Origin of the sequence: Stenotrophomonas sp. PA-6-5C, assembly GCF_021605635.1 — a bacterium.
Classification (GTDB): domain Bacteria; phylum Pseudomonadota; class Gammaproteobacteria; order Xanthomonadales; family Xanthomonadaceae; genus Stenotrophomonas; species Stenotrophomonas lactitubi.
On sequence record NZ_WKEE01000113.1, the window covers coordinates 1 to 1,669 of the forward strand.

Sequence of the window (1,669 nt, forward strand, 5' to 3'; positions counted from 1 at the left end):
CCACCGCCCCAGCCGCCGCCACCGCCAAATCCACCACCGCCGCCGAAACCGCCGCCACCCCAACTGCCTCCGCCCCAACCGCCACCGCCGGCGAAGCGCCCCGGATGGCCGGACAGCATCGCCACCACCAGGCCAACCACGCCGGCCAGGCCACTGGCCAGCAGTGTGGAGGTGAACAGGAAGGCAGCAACGGCCGCACCGGCACCACCGAGCAGGCCGCGCAGCGGGCGCGGTACGCGTGAGAACACGCCACGCAGGATGCTGCCGGCGAACACGCCGATGAACAACGCCAGGAACCAGGTATCACCGCCGCCCTCGGGCGCGCGTCCCTGCTGGCTGCTGACCGGCGCCGGCAGCGGCTCGCCGTCGATGATCTTCACCAGCATCGCCGTGGCGTCGGTGATGCCACCGGCATAGTCATTGGCGCGGAAGCGTGGCACCAGGTACTCCTGGATCACCCGGTTGGCGATCGCATCGGGAATCGCGCCCTCCAGGCCATAGCCCGGTTCGATGCGCACCCGCCGATCATCCTTGGCCACCACCAGCAGCACGCCGTCATCCACGCCCTTGCGGCCGATCTGCCACTGGTCGAACACGCGGGTGGTGTACTGGGCGATGTCTTCCGGCTGCGTGGTCGGCACCACCAGCACCTGCATCTGGCTGCCCTTGCGTTGCTGCAGGTCCAACGCCTGCTGCACCAGCGCCTGCTTCTGCGCGGCATCCAGGGTGCCGGTGGCATCGACCACCGGCGAATCCAGCGCCGGGATCGGCGCCAGCGTCTGCGCCTGCACGCCCAGCGGCAGCCACAACAGCAGGGCCAGCAGTGTGGCAGCCAAGCGCATCGGTCAGTGGCCCGGCGCCGGGGCGGGCTGCTGCGGCGCGTTGCCGAAATCAACCGCCGGCGCGTTGGAGATCTGCGCCTCGTTTTCCACGGTGAAGTTCGGTTTGGGCTGGTAGCCGAAGATCTTCGCGGTGATCAGCTGCGGGAACGAGCGGATGTAGGTGTTGTAGTCCTGCACCTGCTGGATGTAGCGGCCCCGGGCGACGGTGATGCGGTTCTCGGTACCTTCCAGCTGCGCCTGCAGATCGCGGAAGTTCTGGTCGGACTTCAGCACCGGGTAGTTCTCGGTGACCACCAGCAGGCGCGACAGCGCGCTGCCGAGTTCGCCCTGGGCCTGCTGGAACTGCTTGAGCGAGGCTTCATCGTCGGCGTTGACGTTGATCTGGCCAACGCGCGAGCGGGCGTTGGTGACTTCGGTCAGCACGCGCTCTTCCTGGCTGGCGAAACCCTTCACGGTCTGCACCAGGTTGGGCACCAGGTCAGCGCGGCGCTTGTACTGGTTGAGCACTTCGGACCAGCTGGCCTTGACCGCTTCGTCCTTCTGCTGGATGGCGTTGTAGCCGCAGCCGGACAGCAGGGAGGCCAGCAGCAACAGGGGAATGAGGCGGGTCAACAGGCGCATGGCCAAGGCTCCGGGTGGACTGAGCGCCGAGCATGCCATGGTCGGTGTTAACGGGCGTGTGGAGAGTGTCGGCCATCGTCGGCCATCGGGCGCCGCCCCCTCCGCGGTGGTTCGTGGCTGGCTATCGGGTGGCGGCCGGGAGGGTGGGTTGGCTGGGGGACGCCGTGAATACGTCCCTGTAGGCTCGGGCGCGCCATCCTTGGCGC

2 protein-coding genes are annotated in these 1,669 nt (G+C 68.4%); both read right to left on the minus strand.

Going from position 1 to position 1,669, the window contains the following annotated elements; genetic code table 11:
- The coding region (locus GIW57_RS23625; RefSeq protein ID WP_236513154.1) for a TPM domain-containing protein at nt 1-842 on the minus strand (842 nt) is incomplete at its 3' end.
- A gap of 3 nt (nt 843-845) precedes the next feature.
- Nucleotides 846-1,463: a LemA family protein gene (locus GIW57_RS23630; RefSeq protein ID WP_100463009.1), complete on the minus strand. Its 618-nt coding sequence runs from the start codon at nt 1,461-1,463 to the stop codon at nt 846-848.
- Between the last annotated feature and the right edge of the window lie 206 nt (nt 1,464-1,669).

Bases quoted from the DNA above. Each gene is read 5' to 3' on its own strand.
- GIW57_RS23630 (WP_100463009.1), bottom strand. From the start codon at position 1,463: ATGCGCCTGTTGACCCGCCTCATTCCCCTGTTGCTGCTGGCCTCCCTG.